This window comes from Streptomyces sp. NPDC050743, from assembly GCF_044456925.1.
Taxonomy (GTDB): Bacteria; Actinomycetota; Actinomycetes; order Streptomycetales; family Streptomycetaceae; genus Streptomyces.
In genome coordinates this window covers 1-4891 of the sequence record NZ_JBITGJ010000240.1, presented here as the reverse complement: position 1 = coordinate 4891, position 4891 = coordinate 1, and the positions used below count along the sequence as shown (strand labels likewise).

6 protein-coding genes are annotated in these 4891 nt (G+C 66.2%); 2 read left to right on the top strand and 4 right to left on the bottom strand.

Annotated elements, in window-relative coordinates:
- Positions 1-16: 16 nt before the first annotated feature.
- From ACIBJF_RS52125 to ACIBJF_RS52110, 4 genes are all read right to left on the bottom strand, one after another.
- Positions 17-580 carry a protein kinase gene (locus tag ACIBJF_RS52125; RefSeq protein ID WP_399184915.1) on the bottom strand — a complete coding sequence of 188 codons (564 nt, stop codon included), beginning with the start codon at positions 578-580 and terminating at the stop codon, positions 17-19.
- 843 nt (positions 581-1423) lie between these two features.
- Positions 1424-1846, bottom strand: coding sequence for a hypothetical protein (locus ACIBJF_RS52120; protein WP_399184914.1), 423 nt, complete (start codon positions 1844-1846; stop codon positions 1424-1426).
- Positions 1843-2673, bottom strand: coding sequence for an IS5 family transposase (locus ACIBJF_RS52115; protein WP_399184913.1), 831 nt, complete (start codon positions 2671-2673; stop codon positions 1843-1845). The genes ACIBJF_RS52120 and ACIBJF_RS52115 overlap by 4 nt, the downstream gene beginning before the upstream one ends.
- A 290-nt stretch (positions 2674-2963) precedes the next feature.
- On the bottom strand, positions 2964-3389 hold the full coding sequence (locus ACIBJF_RS52110) for a hypothetical protein (RefSeq protein ID WP_399184912.1): 426 nt from the start codon (positions 3387-3389) through the stop codon (positions 2964-2966).
- 508 nt (positions 3390-3897) lie between these two features.
- On the opposite strand from ACIBJF_RS52110, the gene ACIBJF_RS52105 reads away from it, so the two are divergent.
- Positions 3898-4431, top strand: coding sequence for a hypothetical protein (locus ACIBJF_RS52105; protein ID WP_399184911.1), 534 nt, complete (start codon positions 3898-3900; stop codon positions 4429-4431).
- A gap of 208 nt (positions 4432-4639) precedes the next feature.
- A complete protein-coding gene (locus ACIBJF_RS52100; RefSeq protein WP_399184910.1) occupies positions 4640-4819 on the top strand; it encodes a hypothetical protein in 180 nt (59 codons plus the stop codon).
- Positions 4820-4891: the final 72 nt, after the last annotated feature.

Sequence of the window (4891 nt, the reverse complement as noted above, 5' to 3'; positions counted from 1 at the left end):
ACGACATGACAAGCCGTCACTCCCACCAGACCGCCGGCCCCATGCCCCACCAGCGAAAACGCAGTCCTCGCGTCCGGAAAGACAACAGCTTCTCATCCAGGGCGTGCGCAATGCCGAAATCAAGGACACGGGGCCCCGCTGGAGCGAGGATGACGTTGCCAGGCTTGAGGTCCCGATGAATAACGCCTGCGGTGTGAATGGCTGCTAGCGCGGCAGCGGTGCCAGCTGCTAGCGCGTCGAGCACTACTCCCGATAGCGACCCGTGAGCGCAGACGTGAGCGTTGAGAGTGGGGCCCGGCACGTACGCTGTGGCAAGCCAGGGCTGTAGCGCGCCGGTGTCCGCTGCAACCAGCGGCACAAGGCACGGCCCGGTGACCCTGCGCATGAGGTCCACTTCACGAGTGAAACGTGCACGGAAGTCCGGATCGCCTGCGTACTCGACGCGGATGACCTTGACTGCAACCCGAGCTCCGTCAGGCGCAATCCCGGCGTGCACAAGTCCCATGCCGCCTGAACCCAGGCGGCCTACGACGCGAAAGGGACCTATCCAGGCCGGGTCACCCGGTACGGGAGGGAGCACAGGTCTGCTGGACACGCTCGAGGTCCTTTCACGGGCGGAAAATAGCACGTAACAGGCGTATGCTACTGGGCATTTGGGAGTCTTCCGCCTGTCTACAGCGCTTCCCGAAGACACAGCCTCTCAGCGAAATGACCTCCGTTGAAGTCCTGCTGCGAGCTGAGCGGAGCGGCGGGTCGGTCGCGCTGACGATCCCTCCCCCGTTACCGTCGACCTGGCCGTCCTGCGCGACCTGATCCGTTCCGCCCTCAAGCTCGCCGGCTGCGCCAACATCGTCGCCGCCCGACGTGCCCACACCGACCGGCACCGCGTCCTCACGCGCTACCGAATCACATGGTCATGAACATGGACATCCAACCTGAATGCCGGGGCCCTGCCTCGACGACTGCCTTGCAGAAACCGGAGCCGTCCTCTAGCCCGCTCACCACGACCGCCCGAGTTCAAGGTCAGTAGCTGCACGGTTTCCCCCGAGCGATCGATTTGACAGCAGCGGCGGTGTACGACGACGGCGGGACAGACAGGGGCACCACCCGGGGGCGCGGCGCACGCACCACGCCCCCGGCCCCGAGTTCGGTCACCGGTTCGATCGTCACGAGCGCGTGAACAGCGCGATGTAGGTGTCCGAGATGTGGTGGTAGGCGATGCCTCCCGGCTTCGAAGCGCGCGGGTTCGCGGATTCGTGGACGTGGACAGGGTGGAACCCACGCGTCTTCGGAAGCGTACCTATTCAGTCGATGCGGCTTCCTGCCGCCGATTTCGCCTCCTGTTAGAGGGCGGTACGTAAGGTGATGTCCGTTTCGCGCTTTCGGGAGGAGTGTGCGGGCGGGCCGTGACGTCGCCTGGCGGTTACGGCCGCGGCTGGGTGAACAAGCCCTGCTCGGTCTCGGCCAGGATCCCGCGGTCGGCGAGCCGCTTGAGCTTCAGGCGGGTGTTGTTGATGTTGTTGGGCGCGATCTCCAGGTCCATCGCCTCGCACACCTGCCGCGCTCGTAGCGGCATGTCGGCTGCGGCGAACACCGCCATGATCTGCTGGTAGGCCGGATGGTCCGGCAGCTTCGGCGCCGGCGGCGCGGGCGGCTGCGGATCGGGCAGCGCCAGCAGCGTCTTGCGGGTGATCCGGACCTCCTCGGCGGCCCGGCCGAGTTCGTCCAGCCGTGCGGCCAGCTGCGCGATCTGCTCCCTCGTCGCCTCGGCCTGCACGGCGATCTCCCGTTCCTGCTCCTCCAGCCGCGACAGTACCGCCCCGAGAGTCAGCTCCCCGCCGGTCATGTGCTGCGCCAGGCCGCAGCGGTGGCGCCGGTCAGCCGGCGCAGTATCACCGCGGTCATCGCCCAGTACACCCGCGACTCCGAACTGCGCGGCAGGTGCTCGTAGTCGCGCACCAGCCTGCGGTGCAGCATCAAGATCCCGTAGGCGCGCTCCACGATCCACCGCTTGGGGATCGGCACGAACCCGGTCTGCGCCGGGTTGCGCTCGACGATCTCCACCTCGATGCCCACCTTCTGCCCGTGCGCGACGACGGCGTTCTTGAAACCCTGGTCGACCAGGGCCTTCTGCACGGCGTCGGTGTCGGCAGCGACCTTGTCCAGCAGCGCGATGCCTGCGGAGTTGTCGTGCACCGACGCGGCGAGCACCACCACCGCGATCACCAGGCCCAGCACGTCAACGGCCAGGCCGCGCTTGCGGCCCGGTACTTTTTTTGCCGCGTCACGCCCCGTCGACTCCGCGGGCACCCCAGCCGCCGCGTGCACGCTCTGGGTGTCGAGCACCACCAGACTCGGGTCCGCCTTCCGCCGCGCCTTCTCCCGCACCTGCCAGCGCAGCAGGTCGTGGATGGTCTGGTCGGTGCCGTCATCGCGCCACTTGGTGAAGTAATACATCACCGCACCGCGCGGCGGCAGGTCGTGCGGAAGCAGGTCCCACTGGCAGCCGGTGCGGCCCTGGTAGAGGAGCGCGTTGACGATCTCCCGCATCTCGTACCGGCCCTGGTGACCGCTGACCGAGCGGTGCGCGGCCTTCCATGCGGCAATCACCGGCTCGACAAGCGCCCACTGCTCGTCGGACAGGTCGGTCTTGTAGGGCTTGCGCTCGCTCACGGTACTCAGCCCAGCACGCCCGAGCCCGCCGACCGGCCGGGATACCGTGCTGCCACACGTTCAGGTGACGGCAAATCACCTATGCACTTACATACCGCCCTTTCAGATTCACATTGGCAGATTGGGCCGGCCTACCGTCCAGGCTCAGCCGTCCTCTTCGCAGTGCGCCGTGAAGGTCGAGAGCGACACTGCCCGTGAGCTGGAAACGGATTCCCATCTCCTGGTCCGTTGCCGCCATGGCCCGCGCCGCGACAGACAGAACCGGGGCGAGGTCCTCCCTCATCGCCGGCTCACCGGCGAAGACCAGGGAAACGCCGCTCCCACACGGAAACGACGACGGGGTGAACCTCTCGCGCCAGATCCGGCCAGTGCTCAACGAGGTAGCCACGGTTGATGAGAGCACGCTGCTCATCTCGCGTGCCGAATGTGAGGACGCGCTCATAGAACAGCAGGAGCTGCTGGTGCGCGTCGACTTCGATCCGATAGGGAAGCCCGGCGCGCCACTTTTCTGGAACCTCTACAGACGTTCCACCCTGCTTCAGTTCGTCCAGGTCACCGATGACCTGGAACGGATGCGAGAGCAACCAGTCGGGAACGCCCGGCAGCGACAAGGCCGCAACGATGTCGTCGTCAACTGTCCCCGCGGACCGCAACCCACTGATCAGCGTAGTGCGCGTGTCGTCCGCGCCGGCCCAGTCGGGTTCGAAATCCGTCATCGCCGTGGTCTCCTTCAACGCGCATGACACTTCTTTACGCCCTGAGCAGGACTCTACGGGAGGACCGTGCGTCGTTCCCAGAGCCCACTTTCGTCCCCCACCACGTGGGACCGCATTTCGAGGGCCGTCCCGCATGCCGGGAGTCCCCCCCATGTCCATCGCGGATGCAGCCCCGAGAATGAGGTTGAATGCAGGCCTCACTTCCACGCCAGACTTGCAGCGCTAACCCCTGCCGAGGCCAGCGCTGTTGCTGCCCGCCCGCCGTCCGGCGGCGATGCCGCTGTGTCTCGAGCAGAGTTGCGTAGCTAGGCCTGCCGCGTACGACTGTGTCGGCAGCAGCCGGTGCAGATCCCCGTACAAGTCCCGCTTGGCGTTCTGAGCGAACTGCGATGCCGTCGCGCGTAGGGCGCCCAAACCTCATGCACCGCCACGCCTTGTCGTGCCCTCCGGCTGCCCCTTCTACCAACGACCGCCCAGACCTCAACCACTACTGACGGAGAGCACACCCATGGGCATCCATCTCTACGCCATGAACCAGTCCGGCGACTCCCTGCACCTCCACCCCGGATGCGATGCCGTCGGCGACGCGTCGCACGACGCGCCCGATCACCTCACCTTCAATCACCCCGGGGAGGCATATGCGGCCATGCGAGCCCTGCGCTCCGCTCACCGCTTCGACGAGATGAAGAGGCGGTACGTTCGCGACCGCATCCACATGTTCAAGCTCACCGGCGTCCCAGGCACCCGAAAGTTGTTCGGCACCGAGGACATCACCCGCCACCAGGTGGAGACCCTTCCGGTCTGCCGCTCCGCCCCAGACCACCCGGACTACGCCCTGTGGCGCGCTGGGGTCCTCGAAGCCGCGCCGCGGGGTGAGAAGTCGGTCACTGAAGCAGGCTTGCTCTCTCCCGAGCTGGCACACGCCATCGGCATCAAAGGCGTCCACCTGTGGGATCCGGACCGCACGGCCGTCGCGCCCGACCCCGAGCAGGTGCAAGACACCACGGCAGAGCAACTCATCAACGGCCAGGAGCCGGTCTAACGAGCTCGTGCGGTGGGCGGTGGGACGTCGAGGCTGTGATCGTTGATCACGATCATGTGGTGGGGAATGTGACTCGTGCAGTGATCATCAGCAACCGACCGATCACGGACCTGACGGCCAATGTGATCTCTGAACTCATCGCTGAGGTCGGCCCGTTCCCAGGAAACCCAGTTGGAGAGCTCGTTAGTCCGCTGCCAAGGTGGTTCCCGTGACCGAGAGCACCTTCTACTCCGACCGCGTGGGGCAGGGCAGACCGCGCGTCAACGAGATCATCACTACCGAGGCCTGGGCAGGAATCACCGTCCTGATCCAGCAGCGGATCAACGATGGATCGCTCGCACGGGCCTTTCCCCGGTACGACTGTCCCCTCTCTGACATCGTCGGGTGAGACGCCCCGAAATGATCAGATACTGTGGGCGGGCACGACAGGAGCACCTCCCGCATGACCAGCACCAAGCCC

What these genes read in the sequence shown, in the direction of transcription:
- ACIBJF_RS52110 (WP_399184912.1), bottom strand. Translation starts at nt 3,389, where the DNA reads ATGACGGATTTCGAACCCGACTGGGCCGGCGCGGACGACACGCGCACT.
- ACIBJF_RS52120 (WP_399184914.1), bottom strand. Translation starts at nt 1,846, where the DNA reads ATGACCGGCGGGGAGCTGACTCTCGGGGCGGTACTGTCGCGGCTGGAG.
- ACIBJF_RS52105 (WP_399184911.1), top strand. Translation starts at nt 3,898, where the DNA reads ATGGGCATCCATCTCTACGCCATGAACCAGTCCGGCGACTCCCTGCAC.